This is a genomic window from Collinsella sp. AM44-11 (assembly GCF_003467145.1).
GTDB lineage: Bacteria > Actinomycetota > Coriobacteriia > Coriobacteriales > Coriobacteriaceae > Collinsella.
Map to the genome: position 1 here is coordinate 59,685 of NZ_QSFE01000004.1, position 21,993 is coordinate 81,677.

General features: G+C 60.7%; 16 protein-coding genes. 2 read left to right on the forward strand and 14 right to left on the reverse strand.

Going from position 1 to position 21,993, the window contains the following annotated elements:
• The first annotated feature begins 113 nt into the window (after nt 1–113).
• Complete coding sequence (locus tag DW943_RS03785) at nt 114–890, forward strand: biotin--[acetyl-CoA-carboxylase] ligase (protein ID WP_158566083.1); 777 nt, start codon at nt 114–116, stop codon at nt 888–890.
• Between the two features lie 116 nt (nt 891–1,006).
• On the opposite strand, the gene rpsJ is transcribed toward DW943_RS03785, so the two are convergent.
• The 12 genes from rpsJ to DW943_RS03845 form a co-directional block, all read right to left on the reverse strand.
• Complete coding sequence (rpsJ, locus tag DW943_RS03790; protein WP_022094184.1) at nt 1,007–1,315, reverse strand: 30S ribosomal protein S10; 309 nt, start codon at nt 1,313–1,315, stop codon at nt 1,007–1,009.
• Nucleotides 1,316–1,375: 60 nt separating this feature from the next.
• Nucleotides 1,376–3,475, reverse strand: coding sequence for an elongation factor G (gene fusA / locus DW943_RS03795; protein ID WP_022094183.1), 2,100 nt, complete (start codon nt 3,473–3,475; stop codon nt 1,376–1,378).
• Nucleotides 3,476–3,494: 19 nt separating this feature from the next.
• Nucleotides 3,495–3,968 carry a 30S ribosomal protein S7 gene (rpsG, locus tag DW943_RS03800; RefSeq protein ID WP_006235013.1) on the reverse strand — a complete coding sequence of 158 codons (474 nt, stop codon included), beginning with the start codon at nt 3,966–3,968 and terminating at the stop codon, nt 3,495–3,497.
• A 73-nt stretch (nt 3,969–4,041) separates the two neighbouring features.
• Nucleotides 4,042–4,419, reverse strand: coding sequence for a 30S ribosomal protein S12 (gene rpsL, locus DW943_RS03805; RefSeq protein ID WP_006235012.1), 378 nt, complete (start codon nt 4,417–4,419; stop codon nt 4,042–4,044).
• A gap of 681 nt (nt 4,420–5,100) precedes the next feature.
• Entirely contained in the window at nt 5,101–6,177 is a 1,077-nt protein-coding gene (locus tag DW943_RS03810) for a DUF4179 domain-containing protein (RefSeq protein ID WP_117862229.1), read from the reverse strand.
• Nucleotides 6,128–6,646: an RNA polymerase sigma factor gene (locus DW943_RS03815; protein ID WP_233524901.1), complete on the reverse strand. Its 519-nt coding sequence runs from the start codon at nt 6,644–6,646 to the stop codon at nt 6,128–6,130. Before DW943_RS03815 ends, DW943_RS03810 begins: the two co-directional genes overlap by 50 nt.
• A 385-nt stretch (nt 6,647–7,031) precedes the next feature.
• The gene (locus DW943_RS03820; RefSeq protein ID WP_199572768.1) at nt 7,032–11,510 is read right to left on the reverse strand and encodes a DNA-directed RNA polymerase subunit beta'; all 4,479 of its coding nucleotides are present in this window, start codon (nt 11,508–11,510) and stop codon (nt 7,032–7,034) included.
• Nucleotides 11,511–11,516: 6 nt separating this feature from the next.
• Entirely contained in the window at nt 11,517–14,945 is a 3,429-nt protein-coding gene (locus DW943_RS03825) for a DNA-directed RNA polymerase subunit beta (protein WP_233543595.1), read from the reverse strand.
• Between the two features lie 350 nt (nt 14,946–15,295).
• Complete coding sequence (locus tag DW943_RS03830; RefSeq protein ID WP_117862232.1) at nt 15,296–16,204, reverse strand: UTP--glucose-1-phosphate uridylyltransferase; 909 nt, start codon at nt 16,202–16,204, stop codon at nt 15,296–15,298.
• Nucleotides 16,205–16,518: 314 nt separating this feature from the next.
• Complete coding sequence (gene rplL / locus DW943_RS03835) at nt 16,519–16,896, reverse strand: 50S ribosomal protein L7/L12 (RefSeq protein WP_006235005.1); 378 nt, start codon at nt 16,894–16,896, stop codon at nt 16,519–16,521.
• Between the two features lie 102 nt (nt 16,897–16,998).
• A complete protein-coding gene (rplJ, locus tag DW943_RS03840; RefSeq protein ID WP_006235004.1) occupies nt 16,999–17,520 on the reverse strand; it encodes a 50S ribosomal protein L10 in 522 nt (173 codons plus the stop codon).
• A gap of 505 nt (nt 17,521–18,025) precedes the next feature.
• The gene (locus DW943_RS03845) at nt 18,026–19,162 is read right to left on the reverse strand and encodes a pyridoxal phosphate-dependent aminotransferase (protein WP_117862233.1); all 1,137 of its coding nucleotides are present in this window, start codon (nt 19,160–19,162) and stop codon (nt 18,026–18,028) included.
• A 93-nt stretch (nt 19,163–19,255) separates the two neighbouring features.
• Between DW943_RS03845 and DW943_RS03850 the strand changes: the two genes are divergently transcribed.
• Nucleotides 19,256–19,918, forward strand: a complete 663-nt coding sequence (locus tag DW943_RS03850) for a hypothetical protein (RefSeq protein WP_117862234.1) — start codon at nt 19,256–19,258, stop codon at nt 19,916–19,918.
• 1 nt (nt 19,919) lies between these two features.
• Here DW943_RS03850 and DW943_RS03855 read toward each other — a convergent pair whose 3' ends face one another.
• Complete coding sequence (locus DW943_RS03855) at nt 19,920–20,483, reverse strand: uracil-DNA glycosylase family protein (protein ID WP_117862235.1); 564 nt, start codon at nt 20,481–20,483, stop codon at nt 19,920–19,922.
• A gap of 3 nt (nt 20,484–20,486) precedes the next feature.
• Nucleotides 20,487–21,863, reverse strand: a complete 1,377-nt coding sequence (locus tag DW943_RS03860; RefSeq protein ID WP_117778565.1) for an alpha-amylase family glycosyl hydrolase — start codon at nt 21,861–21,863, stop codon at nt 20,487–20,489.
• Nucleotides 21,864–21,993: the final 130 nt, after the last annotated feature.

Sequence of the window (21,993 nt, forward strand, 5' to 3'; positions counted from 1 at the left end):
CTTTGTTGACGTGTTAACATTAAATTGTCCAAATGCGACAAAGGCTTCACATTGTGTCTATCTCTCGACACCATTGCGTCATTCACTTATTCATTAAGGAGGTAGCAGCCGCTATGGATGCCCAATTAACGATAGTCGACGTAACCGGATCGACCAACGATGACCTGCTCGAGGCAGGAAAACAGGGAGCGCCGCACGGCACGGGGCTTGCCGCCCGCGCGCAAACGGCAGGACGCGGCCGACGCGGCCACAAGTGGGATTCAACCGCCGGCAACCTGTTGCTCTCGATTGTCCTACGTCCTCGTGTTAATCCCGCCAAGTACTCTGGCCTTGCCGCCGTCAGCGGCCTAGCGGTGCTCGAGGCGCTCGAGGCGCAAGGTCTTGCTAACGAGATCGGCCTCAAATGGCCCAACGACCTCGTCGCACGAGGACATAAGCTCGGCGGCATCTTGGTCGAGGCGGCTCGTGACAACGAGGGCAAGCCCATTGCCGTCTGCGGCATTGGCGTCAATGTGAACTATGTGCCCTCGGAGGTTCCCGATGGCGGCCTGCCGGCAATCGGTCTGTCAGACCTCAACGAGAATGTTCCCACCGTCGATGTCCTACTCAAGGAGGTCTATCACACCGTCGTAAACGCTGTGGACGCGTGGGCAGATCTGCTCAACGCCATGGAAGAAGACGCTGGTCCGATCGCGCCCGTCCACGATGATTATGTCGCTCATCTCAATTGGATTGGGGAGCAAGTTATCGCCCGTTCCCCTGCCGGTGACGAGCTGGCACGTGGCATCTTTCAAACGGTCGATACCTTTGGTCGCGCGTGCATCGAGACGGAAGACGGCTTGCGATCCTTCCATTTTGAGGAGGCATCGCTGCGTTCCATGGGTAAATAAGGCGCCACAGCCACCCGCTCGACAGCATTACCCGGTCCCCCAAGGCCATCATGCAAAACAAAAGAGCCCCGCTACCGTAATGGCAGCGGGGCTCTGTAAGCTATGAGCGATATCGCTTAGAGCTTGATGTCGATGTCGACGCCAGCGGGGAGGTCGAGACGCATGAGCGAATCAACAGTGCCCGAGGTGGGGTCGAGGATGTCGATGAGGCGCTTGTGGGTGCGCATCTCGAACTGCTCACGGGAGTCCTTGTTCACGTGCGGCGAGCGGATAACCGTGTACAGGTTGCGCTCGGTGGGCAGGGGGACAGGACCGGAAACGCGAGCGCCGGTCTTCTGAGCGGTCTCGACGATGAGCTTCGCGGACTGATCGACGACCTCGTGATCATAGCCCTTGAGGCGAATGCGGATCTTCTGGGTAGCCAACTTAAACCTCCAAAGAGTGCGAGAGATGTTCTCGCGGATTACGTAACAGGGAGCTCGAACTTAGGCGTTCTTGCTCATGACCTCGTCCACGATGGACTTGGGCGCGGGCTCATAAGAGTCGAACTGCATCGTGTAGGATGCACGGCCCTGGGTCTGGGAGCGAAGGTCGGTAGCGTAACCGAACATCTCGCCCAGCGGCACCTTGGCACGGATGAGCTTGCTGTTCTTGCGATCCTCCATGCCCTCGATCTTGCCGCGGCGACCGGAGAGGTTGCCCATAACGTCGCCCATGTACTGCTCGGGGGTCTCGACCTCGACAGCCATGATCGGCTCGAGCAGCTGCGGATCGGACTTCTTGAGGGCGTCCTTGATAGCCATGGAACCGGCGATCTTAAAGGCGGCCTCGGAGGAGTCGACCTCGTGGTAAGAACCGTCGAACAGGGTGACCTTGACGTCGAGGACCGGGAAGCCGGCGATAACACCGGTGTTCAGGGCCTCCTGGATGCCCTTGTCGATGGACGGGATGTACTCCTTGGGCACGACGCCGCCGACGATAGCGTTGACGAACTCGTAGCCGAAGCCCTCCTCCATCTTCTCGAGCTTGATGACGGCGTGGCCGTACTGACCGCGACCACCGGACTGACGGACGAACTTGCCCTCAGCCTTCTCGACGTCGTGACCAGCGGTCTCGCGGTAGGCAACCTGGGGCTTACCAACGTTAGCGTCAACCTTGAACTCACGGAGCAGACGGTCGACGATGATCTCGAGGTGCAGCTCGCCCATGCCGGCGATGATGGTCTGGCCGGTCTCGTGGTTGGTGGACACCTGGAAGGTCGGGTCCTCCTCGGCGAGCTTGGTCAGAGCCAGGGACATCTTGTCCTGCTCGGCCTTGGTCTTGGGCTCAATGGCAACGTCGATAACGGGCTTAGCGAACTCGATCTTCTCGAGGACGATCTCCTTGCCCTCGGCGCACAGGGTGTCACCGGTGGTGGAGTTCTTGAAGCCGACGCAAGCGACGATGTCGCCGGCGGCAGCGTCGTCACGGTCGATACGCTCGGCGGCGTTCATCTCGAGAATGCGGCCGAGGCGCTCGCGCTGACCGTTGGAAGCGTTGACCACGTAGGAGCCGGACTCAGCGCGGCCGGAGTAAACGCGGACGTAGGTGAGCTTACCGACGAACGGGTCGGTCATGATCTTGAAGACCAGGCCGGAGAAGGGCTCGTCGAAGGAAGGATGACGCTGGATCTCCTCGCCGGTGTCCGGATCGGTACCGGTGACGGCCTCAACGTCGAGCGGGCTGGGCAGGTAGTCGACGACAGCGTCGAGCAGCTCCTGGACGCCCTTGTTCTTGTAGGCGGAGCCCACGAAGACGAGGTTAAGCTCGTTGGCCAGAACACCCTTGCGCAGAGCAGCCTTGAGCTCCTCGACGGTGAAGTCCTCCTCCATGAGGATCTTCTCCATGAGCTCGTCGTCAAAGCTGGCAGCAGCGTCGAGGAGCTCCTCGCGCTTGGTGGCAGCGATGTCGGCAAACTCAGCCGGGATCTCGTCCATCGGCTCGGGGTAGGTCATGCCCTTCTCGTCGGCCTTGAAGTCCCATGCAGTCATGGTGACGAGGTCGATGACGCCCCAGAAGTTGTCCTCGGCGCCCATCGGGACCTGAGCGGCCACGGCGTTAGCGTCGAGACGATCCTTCATGGTCTCGATAGCGTTGAAGAAGTCAGCGCCCACGCGGTCATACTTGTTGATGAAGGCGATGCGGGGGACGTTGAAGGTGGAAGCCTGACGCCAAACGGTCTCAGACTGGGGCTGAACGCCGGCAACGGCGTCGAAGACGGCGACAGCACCATCGAGGACGCGCAGGCAGCGCTCGACCTCGGCGGTGAAGTCAACGTGGCCCGGGGTGTCGATGATCTGGATGCGGTAGTCCTTACCGTCCTTGTTCCAGAAGCACGTGGTAGCAGCGGAGGTAATGGTTACGCCGCGCTCCTGCTCCTGAACCATCCAGTCCATGGTGGCAGCGCCCTCATGAACCTCACCGATCTTGTGGGTCTTACCGGTGTAGTAAAGAATACGCTCGGTCGTGGTGGTCTTACCGGCATCGATGTGGGCCATGATGCCGATGTTACGGGTATCGGAAAGCTTGTACTTAGGCTTAGCCATGTTAGTTCCTTACCTTAACTTACCAACGATAGTGAGAGAACGCGCGGTTGGCCTCGGCCATCTTGAAGACGTCCTCACGCTTCTTGACGGAAGCGCCCAGGCCGTTGGAAGCGTCGAGGATCTCATTGGCGAGACGCTCGGCCATGGTCTTCTCCTTGCGAGCGCGGGAGAAGTTGACGATCCAGCGGATACCCAGAGCGGTGGAACGACGGGAGTTAACCTCCATCGGGACCTGATAGGTAGCGCCACCGACACGCTTGGGCTTAACCTCGAGCGTGGGCTTGACGTTGTCCATAGCCTTCTTGAAGGTAGCGAGAGCGTCGCCACCCTCGGACTTCTCGGCAACGATCTCGAAAGCGGTGTAAACGATGCGCTCAGCGGTGGCCTTCTTGCCGTCAAGAAGGACCTTGTTGATGAGCTGAGTCACCAGGCGGTTGTTGTAAACGGCGTCAGGCTGAACCTCACGACGATTAGCTGCTGCACGACGCGGCATGTGAAATCTCCTTAAGTGTCTACCGTGCGGCGCTTAGGCGGCACACGGCGAAAGTATCAAAACGTTATCTGGCTTATTTAGCCTTGGGGCGCTTAGCACCGTACTTGGAACGGGCCTGCATACGGTTCTGGACCGGAGCAGCGTCGTAGGCGCCACGGATGACGTGATAACGGACACCAGGGAGGTCACGGACACGACCGCCGCGGACGAGCACGATGGAGTGCTCCTGCAGGTTGTGGCCCTCACCCGGGATGTAAGCAGTAACTTCGATGCCGTTGACAAGGCGAACACGGGCAACCTTACGAAGAGCCGAGTTCGGCTTCTTGGGGCTCGTGGTGAAGACGCGGGTGCACACGCCGCGCTTCTGGGAGTTGTGCTGCAGAGCAGCGTTCTTGGACTTCTTGGGCACGGAACGACGGCCCTGGCGAACCAGCTGGTTAATAGTAGGCAAAGCGTACTCCTTCTCGAATGATTCCAGCTTTCTGTAAAGTGCAACGGCTTGAATCGAGGGGTCAGCATCCCCCTACGAAACACGCAGTTCGATAGGATACGTGGCGTTAGCTGTGCCGTCAACAGACCACGCCGCCGGGCGTATCCTAAAATCGGCACATTTCCGCAAAGCCTACACAAAAGGAATCCCTCCTGTGCGCTTGGGAGGATCCCCGGACCGGGCGGCCCAGGTTTTAAGTTTGTTGCTCTACAGTCCTGGCTCGCACGGAGGCCACATTAAGTGGCCTTCGGCTCGTGCGGAACTCGCGACAAACTTAACCCCTGTGCCGCCCGGCCCGGGAATCCGACGTGCTCGTCGGGGCAACGTTACCTGCCAAAAAGGGACAGGTTTATTTTGGTCGGTTTTATCTGGGGAAACGTCGCGCTCCAACGGTGATCTGCTCTCACCTGTCGCATGGAAATCGGCGGCGCTTTCGGAAGTATGCGGCAAATTCTGGACCCGCCGAGCGCACCGGGGTTTTGCGATAATAAACCCGCAGGTAGAGCGCTTGAGCATATACGGTGTGGTCGACCCATCAAGATTTTGCCGCATACTTCAGGAATGCAGGCGAATATCGTGCGGTCTAACCGCCCATTTACCGCAAAGAAGGCCGCTTCCCCTAGTAGAAAGCGGCCCCAAATCTTACGAATAGACGATGGTAAAGGGTTCCGACGTTTCGGCGCCCCCTGTTGAAGTGCAGCGTGTGCCTTCGAGCGTTACTGAAACCACTTGGTCGACATCAATCAACTTCGTTGGCACCCAAATGTTCTCTCCGCTATTGCGTCCCATCGAAACATAGAAATTGTACGCCCCTGCGTCGTCATCTTCGATAATCTGCTCTGACCCATCCTTGTAGGTGACGGTCAGTTTATGATCAACTGCTTCATAGCCCAGATCATCGATATGCGTCTGGATGGAAAACGGACTGATCTCGAGAGGCGAGTCATCGGAGCGGAGTTCTTTTGTATCGACGTGCGCTCCGACGTTAAACTCTGGCGTCGACACCTCGATCACCTTCGCATCCTCACCTTTGCCCTCGGTCCAGGAGATATTCCAGGTGACCGCATGTCGTAAATCTCGATCGCGATTCCAAGATGCAAAGTACATCGTGCCGTTAATGACCGTGTCGCTTGATGTGTCTTTATCAATGGTGCAGCGTGTATCAGCCCATTCCTCGCCGAAGTTCATGCTGGGTGTACTGACGCCCCCTTCTTCTTCACCATAGAGAACAAGTTCGCCAAGCTCTGCCGCCGGCTTGTAGTAGTTAACGCCATTCGGATTGGACAATGTAAACGTCACAGCACCGCAACCGTTCTCGTCGATTGCCATCTCATGAATGTCGAGCGTATAGCCGTTGCCCTCGACGGACAGATTGACCTTCTGGACTGCACCCTCCAGGCTTTGGGGCGCGATACCATCACCAAACTCTCTGGTGTAGGTATATTTCGTCCCCGACGAGCCGCCATTTGTCCAGGTAACGGACTCTCCGTTGCCATGGTTTCCCCAGGCAGAGGCAAAATAACTGGAATTGACAACAGCGTAGGCGACCCCTCCGGTCGCCAGCACTCCGGCAAGACATCCGATTACGGCAACATACAGAGGCTTCGCGTGACCCTTTCGGCGAAGCGGCTCGCCAGCAGCGGCATAAAGAACACGGTCAGCAAGATCGCTATCGGCTTGGACGGACTCGAAGGCCTGCTTGATCTGGTTGGATTTCACGGTCGCCCTCCTCTAGGATGAACTTGAGCTTCGATCTGCCGCGAGCTAAACGCGTTCGAACGGTCGCGGCTGGCACATGCAGTAACTCGGCAATTTCTGAAGTCGAGAAGCCCAGATAGTAATAGAGCACGATGGGGATACGGAATCGTTCCGGAAGCCGCATGACATCTGACAGGACGGCCTTGGTCTCATCCTGCGCTGTCGAAAGCGAATCGGCCAGATTCTCAATATCCTCCACGCGCCTCCACGGCTTTCGAAAGAGAGATTTACATTCATTGATCGTGACCCGGATAAGCCATCGACGAAGATGCTCCCAGTTTTCAAATTGCGCGTCGCTTTTGAGTAACTTCAGAAAGACGTCTTGAGCAACATCGTCGGCGTCAGCGCGATCACGCAGATACGTCAATGCGATCCGAAACACGACATCCCGGTGGTCTTCGACCGCCTGTCTAAAAGCTTGTTCTTCCATAATCACCTCCCGGTGACGCTGATGGTTCTTGATGAGGTCCTCACCATAGATACGCTTTGGCCGAACGAAATGTTTCAAATTCAAGCAGGAAAAACCTACCAAAATAAACCTGTCCCTTTTTGGCGAAAGGAATCCCCTTCTGTGCGCGGGGGCAGATTCCCGGAACGGGCCGCCCGCTGTTTAAGTTTGCTGCTCTACAGTCCTGCGCAAGACGGAAAGCACATTAAGTGCTTTCCTTTGCGTGCGGAACTCGCGACAAACTTAAACAGCGGGCGGCCCGTTCCGGGAATCCGACGTGCTCGTCGGGGCAACGTTCCTCACCAAAAAAGACCCGCTCCCCTGTTGGGAAGCGGGTCTTTGGAAGGGCGGTTAACGTACTAGGAAATTACTCCTCGTCGTTGTCCTTGGCCTCTTCGGCGTCGTCGGTGTCTACGAGCTGGTTGAGTAGCTCGTCGAGGGAAGCCATGTCCTCGTTGATGGCACCGTTGGCGGGAGCCTTCTTGTCGTCGATCGGGGCGCCCAGGAGCTCCTCGTCGGCGTCGGCGTGATGCGTCGGCGTGGCGGAGGTGCCCAGCAGGATGTCGTCCGGACCGTCGGGGCTAAAGACCATCTGCAGCAGCTGCGAGAGGTCTTCCTCGTCGGCAACGTCATCGTTGTTCTCGAGGATGTAGAGTAGGTCGTGGGCCTCGAGGCCGTCACGGAGCTCCTCGATCGCCTTGGCACCGATGCCATCGATGCGCAGCAGATCCTCCTCGGACTTGCCGACCAGGTCGCCGACCGTCTCGATGCCGACCTCGCTGAACTTGTTGGTCCAGCGCTGCGACACGCCCAGGTCGTCGAACAGGTACAGGCGAGCCTTCTCGGCGGAGATGGTGTGGCCGTTGCGGGTGAACGAACCGTCAGCACCGCCGAACTCGTCGTAGCCGGCCCAGTCGAGCTGCTGCGGGAGCTGCTCGTCCAGGTCCTTGAGCTCCACAGGAGCCCACTCGGGCAGCGACTTGGCGTTGGGCGAAGCCGGGCCGTCGATGTCAACATAGCCGTCGGCCGTGCGATACGTCAACTTGGCGTTGGCGTACGGCTTGAGGCCAGTACCAGCCGGGATCTTCTTACCGACGATGACGTTGGACTTAAGGTCGAGCAGGTGGTCGACCTTGCCCTCAATAGCAGCCTCGGTAAGGACGCCGGCGGTACGGATGAACGAAGCGCTCGACAGCCAGGAGTCGATGTTGGACGCGACCTTGAGCGTACCCAGGATGACGGGCTCGGCCACGGGAGCCTGACCGCCCAGACGGGCAACGCGCTCGACCTCGTCGGCGAACTCGTAGCGGTCGACGTACTGACCAAGCAGGTACTTGGAGTCACCGGGGTTGGTGATCTGAACGCGACGCAGCATCTGACGTGCGAGCACCTCGATGTGCTTGTCGTTCAGGTCGACGCCCTGGCTGGTGTAGACGTCCTTGACGCTCTCGACGAAGGTGTGCATCGTCGACTCGATGTCGGTCAGCTTGCGCAGGTTGCGGAAGTTGACGAAGCCCTTGGTGATCTGGTCGCCGGCGCGAACCTCGCAGCCATCCTCGATCTCGGGCATAAAGCGCACCGATGCGGGGACGCGGCGCTCGTCGAGGACACGGGTGTGATCCTCGGAGTCGGTGAGCGTCAGCACGTACTCGGACTTCTCGGGCTTAATCGAGAGGTGACCGGAGTACGGAGCCAGCTCGGCCTCGCGACCCAGAATCTTCTCGTTGACGTTGCCGACGATATCGAACATACGGCTGACCGTAGGCAGACCCTGCGTAATATCGTCGACGCCAGCGACGCCGCCGGAGTGAATGGTACGCATCGTAAGCTGCGTACCGGGCTCGCCGATGGACTGGGCGGCAATAATGCCGACCGCGGTACCGATGGCGACCGGACGACGGGTGGAAAGATCCCAGCCGTAGCACTTCTGGCACACGCCGTACTTGGAGCGGCAGGTGAGCAGCGCGCGGAGCTTGACCTTCTTGAGGCCGGCATCAACCATCTTCTGGATGTCGGCGACCTTCTCGATGTAGCCGTCCTGCTCAAAGAGCACGGTGCCATCGGGGGCCACGACGTCCTCAATGAAGCAACGGCCAACAAGGTCGGTGTTGAGGTCGGTGGTGCCGGGGATGATGAGGTTGTAGGTGACGCCCTCGTGCGTACCGCAGTCCTCCTCGCGGACGATGACGTCCTGGGCCACGTCGACCAGACGACGGGTCAGGTAACCAGAGTCCGACGTGTGGGATGCGGTATCGACCAGGCCCTTACGGGCGCCGTAGGTCGAAATGAAGTACTCGAGCGGCAGCAGGCCCTCGCGGAAGTTCGCCTTAATGGGAAGGTCGATCGTCTCACCGGACATGTCTGCCATCAGGCCACGCATGCCGCCGAGCTGACGCAGCTGGGTCTTAGAACCACGGGCGCCGGAGTCGGCCATCATGTACAGCGGGTTCTCCTCGTCGAACATGTCGAGCATGAGCGCTGCAACCTTATCGGTACAAGCGGTCCACTCGTTAACGACTTCGATGTGGCGCTCCGTCTCGTTGATGAAGCCCTCCTCGAAGTACTCGTTGATCTGGTCGACGTTGGCCTGAGCGCGGTCGAGCAGCTCCTGCTTCTCGGCAGGGATGAGAGCGTCCCACACCGAGATGGTGAGGCCGGCGCGGGTAGCGTAGTGGAAGCCGGAGTACTTGATGGCGTCGAGGATCGGGCCGACCTTGGCCTCGGGGTAACGATCGCAGCAGTCCGCAACCAGCTTGGCCACGTCGCCCTTGACCATCTTGTAGTTCATGAACTCGTAGTCTTCGGGCAGGCACTGGCGGTTGAAGATGATGCGGCCGATAGAGGTCTCGAAGCGCGCGGTCTTGTTGCCGGTGACGTCGTAGTCGACAAACTCGTTCTTGCCGTTCTTGACGCGGAAGATACGGGTGCCGTCCTCGTTGATGACATTGGCGTTCTCGGCGGACACGCGGACCTGAATCTTGGCCTGCATGTCGACCTCGGAGCGGCAGTCATAGGCGTGCAGCGCGTCGTCGAAGCTCGAGAACACGTGGTTCTCGCCCGGCAGACCGTCGCGGACCTGGGTCAGGTAGTACACACCGATGATCATGTCCTGCGAGGGGATGTTGACCGGCTTGCCGGATGCCGGCGAGCGCAGGTTGTTCGCAGAGAGCATGAGCACGCGAGCCTCGGCCTGAGCCTGGCTGGACAGCGGCACGTGGACAGACATCTGGTCGCCGTCGAAGTCGGCGTTGAAGGGCGAGCAGACCAGCGGGTGCAGGTGGATAGCCTTGCCCTCGACCAGAACCGGCTCAAAGGCCTGGATGGACAGACGGTGCAGGGTCGGTGCACGGTTGAGCAGCACGACGCGGCCGTCGATGACCTCTTCGAGGATGTCCCACACAAAGGTGGCACCACGGTCGATAGCGCGCTTGGCGCCCTTGATGTTCTCGACCTTGCCGAGCTCGACCAGGCGCTTCATGACGAAGGGCTTGAAGAGCTCCAGCGCCATGGTCTTGGGCAGACCGCACTGGTGCAGCAGCAGCTTGGGGTCGGTAACGATAACCGAACGGCCGGAGTAGTCGACACGCTTACCCAGCAGGTTCTGACGGAAACGACCCTGCTTGCCCTTGAGGGCCTCGGCGAGCGACTTGAGCGGGCGACCGCCACGGCCAGAGACCGGGCGACCACGACGGCCGTTGTCGAACAGGGCGTCCACGGACTCCTGGAGCATGCGCTTCTCGTTGTTCACGATGATCGCAGGGGCGTCCAGGTCGAGCAGGCGCTTGAGTCGGTTGTTACGGTTGATCACGCGACGGTACAGGTCGTTGAGGTCGGACGCGGCGAAGCGGCCGCCGTCGAGCTGGACCATCGGGCGCAGATCGGGCGGAATGACCGGGATAACGTCCAGGATCATGTTCGCGGGGCTGTTGCCACCCTTCAGGAAGGCGTCAACGACCTCGAGGCGCTTGACGGCCTTCTCGCGCTTCTGCTTCTGGGAGTCCTCGTCGGCGATGATGGCCTTGAGCTTCTCGGCCTCGGAGGGGAGGTCGATGGCAGCGAGCAGGTCGCGGACGGCCTCGGCACCCATGCCACCCTTGAAGTACATGGAGTAGTAGCGGGTCATCTCGCGGAACAGCGGCTCATCGGAGATGAGGTCGCGCTCGGTGAGCTTCATGAAGGCGTTGAAGGCGTCCGTGCGGAGCTGCTTCTCGTCCTTGCACTCTTCCTCGATGTCGACGATGCCGGAGGCGATCTCCTCGGGGGTCAGCGGCTCCTCGTCGGAGAACTCGTCAAAGTTCTCGGGGTCGCCCTGCTCCTTGAGGGACTCGATCTGGCGGGCGCACTCGGCATCGATCTCTTCCAGATCGGCGGCGAGCTCCTCGCGCAGGTCGTCGGCGTCGGCCTCGCGGGCCTCATAGTCAACCTCGGTGATGATGTAGCTGGCAAAGTACAGAACCTTCTCGAGGTCCTTGGACTTGATGTCGAGCATACGGCTCATCGGGAAGCTCGTGGGGCTCTTGAAGTACCAGATGTGGGACACGGGAGCGGCGAGCTCGATGTGGCCCATGCGGTCGCGACGCACCTTGGCCGAGGTGACCTCGACGCCGCAGCGCTCGCAGACGATGCCCTTAAAGCGGATGCCCTTGTACTTGCCGCAGGAGCACTCCCAGTCCTTGGCGGGACCGAAGATCTTCTCGCAGAACAGGCCGTCCTTCTCGGGCTTGAGGGTACGGTAATTGATGGTCTCCGGCTTCTTGACCTCACCGTGCGACCAGGAACGGATCTGGTCGGCGGAGGCAAGGGAGATCTTTACCGAGTCAAAATCAGTAGCTTCGAAATCTGCCACAGTCAACTACTCCTTATCAGTGGTCGTGGCGGCGACAGCCTCGGGTGCCTCGGCGGTCTCGGCATCCTCGGCCTCGACGTCGGCGTCAACGCCGGCGAGCGCAGCCAGGTCGTCGAGAGCGGAGGTCTCCTCGGCGGTCACAGGGGCGGAGGCGTCCTCGTCGGTATCGTGCATGGGCTCGATGTCCAGTGCGAGAGAGCGGATCTCCTTGACGAGAACCTTGAAGGACTCGGGGATACCCGGGACAGGAACGTTCTCGCCCTTGACGATGGACTCGTAGGTCTTGACGCGGCCCACGGTATCGTCGGACTTGACGGTCAGGATCTCCTGCAGGACGTTGGAAGCACCGTATGCGTACAGTGCCCAAACTTCCATCTCGCCGAAGCGCTGGCCGCCGAACTGGGCCTTGCCGCCCAGAGGCTGCTGGGTAACCAGACTGTAAGGGCCGGTCGAACGGGCGTGGATCTTGTCGTCGACCATGTGGCCGAGCTTGAGGATGTAGGACGTACCCACGGTAATGGGCTCGCGGAACTCCTCGCCGGTGCGTCCGTCGAACAGACGGGTCTTGCCGCGCTCGTCAAGCTGGGTGACGAACTCGGGGCGCATGTGATCGCCAAAGGCAGCGGTGGCCTTGTTGAGCATGTTCTTGTTGGCACGACGGATGACCTCGGCGATCTCGTCCTCCTTGGCGCCGTCGAAGACGGGCGTGGCGGTGAAGAACGGACCGGGGACGTACTTGTCGGAGTCGGCCTGCTCGGTATCCCAACCGCAGGCAGCAGCCCAGCCAAGGTGGCACTCGAGCAGCTGGCCGACGTTCATACGCGAAGGAACGCCCAGCGGGTTGAGGATAACATCGATCGGGGTACCGTCAGCCATGTAGGGCATGTCCTCGACCGGCAGAACGTTACAGATAACACCCTTGTTGCCGTGGCGGCCGGCGATCTTATCGCCCTGCTGGATCTTACGACGCTGGGCGACGTAGACGCGCACCTGCTCGTTGACGCCGGGGGCCAGGTCGTCACCGTTCTCGCGGCTAAAGCGGACGACATCGATGACGCGGCCGTAAGCGCCGTGAGGCATCTTAAGGGAAGTGTCGCGAACGTCGTGAGCCTTGGCACCGAAGATGGCGCGCAGCAGGCGCTCCTCGGCGGTCAGAGCGCTCTCGCCCTTAGGCGTGACCTTGCCGACCAGGATGTCGCCAGGGCCGACCTCGGCGCCGATGCGGATGATACCGTCCTCGTCGAGGTTGGCAAGCATGTCCTCGGAGAGGTTCGGGATCTCGCGGGTGATCTCCTCGGGGCCGAGCTTGGTGTCGCGGGCGTCGATCTCGTGACGGGTGATGTTGATGGTCGTCAGCAGGTCCTCGGCCACCAGGCGCTCGGACACGACGATACCGTCCTCGTAGTTAAAGCCCTCCCACGGCATGTAGGCCACGGTGAGGTTCTGGCCCAGTGCGAGCTCGCCGTGATCGGTCGAAGGACCGTCAGCCAGAGGCTCGCCCTGCTCAACGGTGTCACCGACGCGCACGAGCGGACGGTGGTTGATGCAGGTGGACTGGTTGGAGCGCTGGTACTTGGCCAGGTGATACTCGTCCATGCCGCTGGCATGCTTGACGATGATCTTGGCGGCGTCGGCAAAGATGACCTCGCCGGCGTTCTTGGCCAGGGTGACCTCGCCGGAGTCCAGAGCGGCGCGGCGCTCCATGCCGGTACCGACATAGGGAGCGGCGGGGTGAACCAGCGGCACGGCCTGACGCTGCATGTTAGCGCCCATCAGCGTACGCTTGGCGTCGTCGTGCTCAAGGAACGGGATCAGCGTGGCTGCGACGGAGAGCATCTGACGCGGCGAGACGTCCATGTAGTCGACGTCCTCGACGGGCACGTCGGCGGGAGCGCCGAAGGAACCGTCGAAGTCGCGGGTACGGGCGATCACGGTGTGCGGGCGGACGATCTTGCCCTCGGCATCGGTCGTGATGAACTCGTTGGTCTTGGGATCGAGCGGCGTGTTGGCCGGCGCGATGACGTGCTTCTCTTCCTCGTCAGCGGTCATCCAGTCGATCTGGTCGGTGGCAACGCCGTTCTCGACACGACGGAACGGGGCCTCGATGAAGCCATACTCGTTGACGCGGGCGTAGAGGGCGAGCGAGCCGATCAGGCCGATGTTGGGGCCTTCGGGGGTCTCGATCGGGCACATGCGGCTGTAGTGCGAATTGTGAACGTCGCGGACGGCCGTCGGCACGTTGGTGCGGCGGCTGGAGCCGGACTTGTGGCCGGCAAGACCACCAGGGCCGAGTGCGGACAGACGGCGCTTATGGGTCAGACCGGTCAGGGGGTTCGCCTGGTCCATGAACTGCGAGAGCTGCGAGGAACCGAAGAACTCCTTGATGGAGGCCACGATCGGGCGGATGTTGATGAGCGACTGCGGGGTGATCTCGTCGATGTCCTGGGAGCTCATGCGCTCACGGACGACGCGCTCCATACGGCTCATACCGATACGGAACTGGTTGGCGACGAGCTCGCCGACGGTACGGATGCGGCGGTTGCCGAAGTGGTCGATGTCGTCGACCTTGAAACCCTGCTCGCCGGCAGCGAGGGACAGGAGGTAGCGCAGCGTCGCGACGATATCCTCGTCGGTGAGCACCGTGACCTCTTCCTCGGTGGTGAGGTTGAGCTTCTTGTTGACCTTGTAACGACCGACGCGGGCCAGATCGTAGCGCTGCGGGTTGAAGAGCAGGCCCTCGAGCAGGCTGCGGGAAGCGTCCACGGTGGGAGGCTCGCCCGGGCGCAGGCGACGGTAGATCTCGATGAGGGCGTCCTCGCGGGTGAGGGCGGTGTCGCGCTCCAGGGTACGCTTGATCACATCGGAGTTGCCGAGCAGCTCGATGATGTCGTCGTTGGTGACGGCGATGCCAAGGGCGCGCAGGAACATCGTGGCGCTCTGCTTGCGCTTACGGTCGATGGAGACCATGAGCTGGTCGCGCTTGTCGACCTCAAACTCAAGCCAGGCACCGCGGGACGGGATGATCTGGGCCTTGTAGATCTGCTTGCCCGAATCCATCTCGGAGCTGTAGTACACGCCCGGGGAGCGGACGAGCTGCGAGACGACGATACGCTCGGTACCGTTGATGATGAAGGTGCCCTGATCGGTCATCATGGGGAAGTCGCCCATAAAGACGAGCTGCTCCTTGATCTCGCCGGTCTCCTTGTTGGTGAGACGGACGTCGGTCAGAAGCGGAGCCTGATAGGTCATATCCTTCTCGCGGCACTCCTCGACGGTGTGCGCGGGGTCGCCGAACTGATGCTCGCCGAAGGTAACCTCGAGAACATGGTTCTGGCTCTGGATGGGGCTGGATTCCTTGAACGCCTCACGAAGGCCCTCGTCCTTAAAACGCTCAAAGGATTCCCTTTGAACAGAGATAAGGTTGGGGAGCTCCATGGCCTCCGGGATTTTCCCGAAGCTGACGCGCTTGCGCTCAGTGGCAGTGTATGCGTAGGTCACCAGGTTTTTCCTCCTTCACGGAAATGCTCGGTGGGTTGGCGAGGCATAGCTTCGCCAGTTATCGCAACCTAATAGTTTATCAGGTACCGACCGTTGGGCAAGAAAAGCCTTGACGCGATTGAGTTTTTGGAGTAGCAAAGTTTTTCGACAGAAAACACGCAGGTAGATGTATGTGTATCGAACATCTGTTCATATATTTTCTGTGAACAGAGAGCCGGCAATCGCAGCTCTTATAAAAAACGGGCGCGAACCGAGGTCCACGCCCGTAAATGTCGGTGCCCGAAGGCTTACTTGCGCATCAATCCGCCGCGCTCGTCGATGGCGTCCCAGAAGGCATCGGCAAAGCGGGGGTCGCTTGCAGCCATGAGGGCGTTGGTGGCCATCCAGCCAGAGGGAGTGCCGGTGTCGTAGCCCGACAGCGGGTCGATGACGACTGCATACATGGCCTCGCGGTCGAGCGAACGGGCCATGGCGTCGGTGAGCTGGATCTCGCCGCCCTTGCCGGCCTGCTGATCTGCCAGCAGGTCCATGACCAGCGGGCTCAGCAGGTAGCGACCGACGATGTACAGGTTGGACGGAGCCGCCTCGGGAGCGGGCTTCTCAACCAGACCGCCGATGCGCCAGACAGCGCCCGGCTCGGCATCGGCAACGTCCTCGGCGCCCTCGAGCGAACCGACGCGCTCGCCGGCGATAACGCCGTAGCGGCTGACTTCCTCGGGCGAGCAAGCGGCGACGGCGATAACCGAAGCGCCACCGTGCTCCTTGGAAACGGCGAGCATCTTGTCGCAGATGTCGCGGTTAGGCACAACGTAGTCGCCCAGAAGAACCAGGAAGTTCTCCCCTGCCACGGCGTCGGCAGCAGAGCGGATAGCATGGCCGAGGCCCTTGGGCTCGTACTGATAACGGAAGTCGACCGGCATACCGCCAGCGTGGGCGACGGCATCGGCATAGGCGTTCTTGCCGCGCTCGCGCAGCAGGTTCTCGAGCGAGCGATCGGGCTGGAAGTAGCTCAGCAGCTCGGGCTTACCGGGAGAAGTAACGATGATGGCATCGTCGACCTCCTCGGGCTCGAGCGCCTCCTCGACGACGTACTGAATGACGGGCTTGTCGAGCACCGGCAGCATCTCTTTGGGCGTGCACTTGGTGCCAGGCAGAAAACGCGTGCCAAGACCGGCGGCGGGGATGATTGCCTTCATGTTATTCAAAGATCCTTTCGCAGGCGCAAAAGCGCCCCATGCGTGCGGCACACAGCCGCAGACCAAATTGCGATACCCAAGCATCTTACCGCTGGTACTATATGTCGCTACAAGGCAGAGACAATTCTTCAGCAGGTCAACGCAAATTATTGCTCGAATGGTGCAATTTTATTGCCCAACGGCAGGGCACCCGATGCGACGCAAATCACAGAACATGGCAGTTTGAGCAACCGATGCCGAGGAACCGAAAAACAAAAAAGACGGGGCTCGCAATGCGAACCCCGTCTGCAAAGAAATCTGGCGAGAAAGCCTGATTACTTGAGGGTGACAGCAGCGCCAGCAGCCTCGAGCTTCTCCTTGGCAGCCTCGGCGTCCTCCTTCTTGGCACCCTCGAGAACAGCCTTGGGAGCGCCCTCGACGACCTCCTTGGCCTCCTTCAGGCCAAGGTTGGTGAGCTCACGGACGGCCTTGATGACCTGGATCTTGTTGTCGCCGAAGCCCTCGAGCACGACGTCAAACTCGGTCTTCTCCTCGGCCTCAGCAGCGCCAGCAGCGGGAGCGGCGACAACAGCGGCAGGAGCAGCGGCGGAAACGCCGAAGGTGTCCTCGATAGCCTTAACGAGCTCGGAAGCCTCGAGAAGGGTCATTTCCTTAAGAGCATCGATGATCTCATCGGTGGTAAGCTTAGCCATTTCTAAGTCCTTTCGGTTTCCGTGCGGATGCACGGAGATCAGTTAAAACACGGCGCGAATGCGCCAGGGGTGCGGCGTTGCCGCCGCGGGTGAAAACAGCGACTAGGCTGCCTTCTGCTCGGAGACCTGCTGGATCGAACGAGCGAGACCAGAGGAAACGCCGTTGACGCAGACAGCGATGTCGCGAGCGAAACCGGAGATGAGACCGGCGATCTGGCCGAGAAGCTGATCCTTGGTGGGCAGCTCGGCGATAGCCTTAACATCATCAGCGGAAACGGCCTTGCCGTCGGAGATACCGCCCTTGATCTCAAGGACGCCCTTGGACTTAGCAGAGAAGTCCTTAAGGGCCTTAGCGGCCTCGACCGGCTCGGACTCGTAGAACACATAAGCGACGGGGCCGGCGAGGATCTCGTCGAGCTCGGGCTGCTCCTGGTTCTTGAGAGCGATCTTGACCAGGTTGTTCTTGTAGACCTTCATCTCGGCGCCGCACTCGCGAAGCTGATGACGCAGCTCCTGAGCCTGCTTAACCGTCAGACCGTTGTAGTTGACGACGAACAGACCGGCGTTCTCGGCGATACGGGACTCGATCTCTGCAACCTTGTCGATTTTGTACTGCTGGGGCATAAATTACACCTCCTCGAATTCTTTCCGGGCACGGTCCGCCACAAGGACGTGACGGGGGCATGTCCAAAAAGAAAGCCCCCGCGCTGCATGAGCGACGGGGGCGAGAAGACATATCTACTCGACCACCTCGGCTGGCGGGATATCCCATTAAGCTCGCGGGCGATGCCCGTTTGCACCGGCTGTCTCTGGCAGCGGATTCGTGCGTGAACCGAAAGTATTATGGCGGGGACCCCGGCGTCGGTCAACGGGAAACCGGGCTGCACACAATTCCACCATCCGGCCGCGCCGCCGAAGGCCAGGCGCAAGGTTTTCGCTCGGTCAGGTCCTGGGCTCGCACGAAGAGCACATTAAGTGCTCTTCGGCTCGTGCGGAATCTACGAAAACCTTGCGCCTGGCCTTCGGCGGCGCGGCCTGCGGTGACTTTGGGGCAGCCCGGTTTCCCGTTGGCCGGCGCCCCCACTCATAAGCCTTAAGTCGGTGGGCTGATATGTTGCGTCCCTGATGGCTACAAGGTTGAAAGGAAGGTGGACAGGCGGCGGAGGCCTTCGTCCAGGTCTTTATCGGAAACGCAATAGCTGAGGCGGACGTGGCCTTCGGTTCCGAAGCAGTTTCCGGGAACTAGGGCAACGTTGGCCTCTTTGATGGCTTTGATGCAGAAGTCTTCGCTGGTTAGGCCGAACTTTTTGATGCTCGGGAAAGTGTAGAAGGCTCCTGCGGGCTCTACTACGTCGAGGCCCATGGCGTATAAGGCTGCGAGGACGCGTTCGCGGCGGGCTCGGTAGACTTTGAGCATGGGGGTTGGGTCGACGGTGAGGGCTTGAGCTGCGGCGTCCATCTCGAAGGAGACGGCACTCGATACGAGGTATTGGTGAGCTTTGCCGATCTCGGCGATGACGGGGGCTGCGGCTGCGAGCCAACCCAAGCGCCAGCCGGTCATGGCCCAGGGCTTGGAGAAACTCTCGATGACGACCGTCTGCTCGCGCAGTTCTGGGTGTCGCTGGGCAAAGCGCTCGTAGCCGTCCGCGTAGACCAAGCGGTTGTATACGTCGTCGCAGACTACGTAGATGCCCGCCTGCTCTGCCACGCGCGCCACGACGTCGAGCGATGCCGCGTTGAGAATGCAGCCCGTGGGATTGTTGGGCGAGCAGATAACGATGGCCTTGGTCGCCGGGGTCACACAGGCGCGAAGCGCATCCTCGTCAATCTGAAATTGCGCAGGCTCCGTATCCAAGAAAACCGCCTTGGCGTGGTTGGCCACGACGATGCTCTCGTACAGGCCAAAGGCGGGCGTGGGGATAATGACCTCGTCGCCGGGGTTGAGCATAGCCATAAATGTTGCCGACAGTGCCTCGGTCGCGCCGTCGGTCAGGATGACCTCATCGGCGGAAAACGCCAGGCCCGCGTCCCCCATGTAGGCAGATAACGCCTCACGCAGGGCGGGGCGACCGTTGTTGGGCGGATAGTGTGTGTCGCCGCGGCCCAGTGCGGCGGTCACCTCGGCGCTAATCACATCGGGCGTGGGAAAATCGGGCTCGCCGAGCGCGAGCGCGATGCACCCCGGATGCTGGGCGGCGAGCGCGTTGATCCGGCGGATACCGGAGGGCTTGAGCGTGGCAAGCGAGGTATTCATGGGCAGACGCATGGCGTTCCTTTCGTAAGGGTTGCACTAGGATAGCGCGGCGGAGCGCCGTCATACGGTGTAACCTAAACGGAAACCGACCGGAAAGGAGGCGGCATGGAGACGACCGCACGCGGCGATGTACCAAAAACACTGCATAACATCGCGTTTGTCCGTATTCCCGAGAGCGCCGATCTTGAGTTTTTGCTCTGGGACCTGCAGGATGCCATCGCCGCCTATGCACAGCTTTCCGGCACTGTACTCCCCCGCCCAGTCGACTTGAAGGCAAATGACGCCGGCAGCGTTGCCGACGGCATCGTGCTGGCCATTGAAGATGTGGCTGACGATGAGACGTTGACAGCTATCGAGCAGGCGCTTGAGCGCTTTGGCGGTACGGGAACACGCGTCTATGCCGCGATTCGAGCCGCACAAGAGGGCGCTGAGCAGGCGCGTGGGACCGCCGTTCGCCTGCACAAGGCATGTGAGCGCCATGACCAATTGTGGTGTGGCGGCGTTGCCATCTGCGCCGGCAGCGGCATCGCAGCGCTTCGCCATTCCCCACGCATGGGCCTCTTGCGGCGACCGTTTTCGGAGGCCATGGACAAGCTCGTGGGCGCCGTGCGCATGGGCTGCTCCGTCGAGCATGCACAGCGACTTGGCGGCGGCAATGCCGCCAACGTCGACGCCGACGGCATGGTTTGCGCCGAGCCAGCCGTGCCCGCGCCGATCTGGCGAGGCGTTCTGAAACGTCTGGGCGCCCACGCTCAAACAAAAATCTAAATTAAATAACAGCCCAGTCAACGGCTTCGTGCCAACGCTCGACAAGGCGCTCCAGTCGCCAGGCGGCATTGGCAGGACTTGTCGAGGGCAGGACGACGGCGGGCAACCCCGTCCGATCTTGCAAGTAGCGTTTGTAGAGTCGCCCTGCCGTACCGCCGTTACAGACAACGACCTCGATCGGCGCGGCATCGGTAATGCGCTCGATATGTGCCGGCACAACGTTGCGAATGCTCGCGTCGCTCGAGCCCTTAATGTCGCAGCCCTCGATTGCATCCCACAGGGCCACGCCGCCGTTCAGCAGCATGGCCCGCTTGGCGGCAATGGAGGCATCGAGCGTCGCGGGCTCACCGCTTGCCAAAGGATCGCCCTCGTTGGGCGGCACAGGCACACCGAGGCACGCAGCCATCACACGCCAAAAGCGATTCTGAGGGTTGCCGTAATAAAAGGCATTTGCACGCGAGAGCACCGAGGGAAACGACCCCAGCACCAAAACGCGCGAGCGCTGGTCGAACACAGGCTCAAACCCATGCTCAATATGTTGATAGCCCTTGTCAGACACGGCCATGGGTTAGGCTCTCAACAGATAGCGCACCTCGTAGGGTGCAAGCTCAAGGGCACCCGTCAGCTCGACCGTGGGCGCATCGTCGGCAAGCAGGTCGACAAAGGACCCGTTGAGCTCGCCGGCGCCAAAGGCGTAAGGCTCGCCCACGGCGTTCACCGCCACGAGCACCGTCGCGTCATCACAGGCGCGCTCGAACAGCAGCTGCTTGTTCTGGATCACCACGTTGCGATAGGCACCATAGTTGAGGGCACGGGCCGCCGCGTCGTCTGCCGAGCGCAGGTGCGCGAGCTGCTTGATGAAGGCCGTCAGCTCGTTGGGCGCAGGCTCATCGAGCGCAGGTCGCAGCGCCCAGTCGCCATCGGGGCCACCCTTTTCGCCAGGAATCCCCCACTCGCTGCCATAGTAGACGCACGGAATGCCCGGCATGCCAAAGAGCATGCCATAAGCGGGGCGCAGACAGGACTTGTCGGTAAGGATGCTCGCCAGGCGCGGCACATCGTGGTTGTCGACAAACGACAGCAGATGCTTGCCGCGATAAATGCACCACGGGTCACCGCCAAACTGGCGATGCAGCGAGTGGGCGATCTCGAACATGTTGACCGAGTTAAAGCTGGAGTACAGGCCCTTGTAGCACTCGTAGTTGGTGCAGGAGTCAAGCATCTCGTCATTGACGATCTGGTTGTAGTCGCCGTGGAGCGTCTCACCAATCAGCACAAAATCGGGCTTGAGCTCACGGGTAAAAGTATGCAGGCGGCGCATAAAATCGCGATCGAGCATATAGGCGACGTCCAAGCGCAGGCCGTCGATGCCAAAGCCCTCGGCCCAGCGACGCACGGACTCAAGCAGGTAATCGACCACGGCGGGGTTTTGCAAGTTGAGCTTCACAAGCTCAAAATGGCCTTCCCAGCCCTCGTACCAAAAGCCGTCGCCATAGCAGGAGTCGCCGTCAAAGCTAATGTGAAACCAGTCCTTGTAGGGCGAGTCCCACTTGCGCTCCTGAACATCGCGGAAGGCCCAAAAACCGCGACCGACATGGTTGAAGACGGCATCAAGCACCACACGGATGCCATGGGCATGCAGTGTCTCGCACACGGCGGCAAAGTCGGCATCCCCACCCAGGCGACGGTCGATATGGCGCAGGCTGCGCGTGTCGTAACCGTGACTGTCGGATTCGAGCGGCGGGTTAATGAGCACAGCACCGATGCCGAGCTCTTGCAGGTAGTCGGCCCATTGGGCAATCTTCATTATGGGCGCATCGGGGTTGGGCGCAGCGTTGGCAGCCTGGGCGAGTTCATCCTCGGCAACAGGGGCGGCGTTTTCGCGCGGAGCTCCGCAAAAGCCCAGCGGATAGATCTGATAGAACGTCGTCTCGTATGCCCACATAGCAACCTCCCGGCAATCTTTCACGCAACGCCATCCATTGTATGCCCGCCGCGCATCCCCTCCCCCAAAATAAGTTGCGGTGAAATAGGGACTGTTGAGACCAATAAACCGGGCAAACAGTCTCTATTCC